The sequence below is a fragment of the Vibrio sp. 2130-1 genome (genome assembly GCF_033339515.1).
Window position 1 is genome coordinate 1 of record NZ_JAWOUT010000417.1, and the last position, 629, is coordinate 629.

Sequence of the window (629 nt, forward strand, 5' to 3'; positions counted from 1 at the left end):
GCTCTTTATGCGGTTGGGCATAGCGTGAAAAGGCAGGTCAGTGTTGCGCACGTTGCTGGTGTGGTCCAACTGGTTTTGGCTGTTGGCGTACTCGTAGAGGTCGTGAGGCGCTTTGTCTTCGGTAGCGAGCCGGAATCGATGGTGATGATGCTTATCGCATTCGTCGCACTGATTGCCAATACCACTTGTTTGCTGCTGATATCCAAACATCGAGAGGGCGGGGCGCACATGAAGGCAAGCTGGATATTCTCGGCCAACGACGTGGTGATCAACCTGGGGGTCATCACCGCCGGCGCCCTGGTCGCGTGGACCGGTTCCAATTATCCGGATCTGATTATCGGTACCATCGCGGGGGTTGTCGTGCTTAACGGAGCCAGACGCATTCTGGCCCTCAAGGGTTAGGCAACATCCATGATTGGCAAATACCTCTCGCCGTATGCCCTGTTGTCCATCTCCGGCCTGATAGCCGCGTCTGACCAGATTGTAAAATGGCTGGTCCAGCAATCAATGGCATATGGCGAGTCGGTTTCGGTGACGCCATTCTTTAGCTGGGTGCACGTATGGAACACCGGTGCCGCATTCAGTCTTTTTGCCAATGGTGGAGGCTGGCAGCGCTACTTTTTGATCGG

General features: G+C 55.2%; 2 protein-coding genes. Both read left to right on the forward strand.

Annotated elements, in window-relative coordinates; all coding sequences use genetic code 11:
- A partial coding sequence (locus R7Q09_RS26575) for a cation transporter (RefSeq protein WP_318143996.1) occupies positions 1–402 on the forward strand: 402 nt, incomplete at its 5' end.
- A gap of 9 nt (positions 403–411) precedes the next feature.
- Positions 412–629: signal peptidase II (locus tag R7Q09_RS26580; protein WP_318143997.1), on the forward strand; the 218-nt coding region annotated here is incomplete at its 3' end.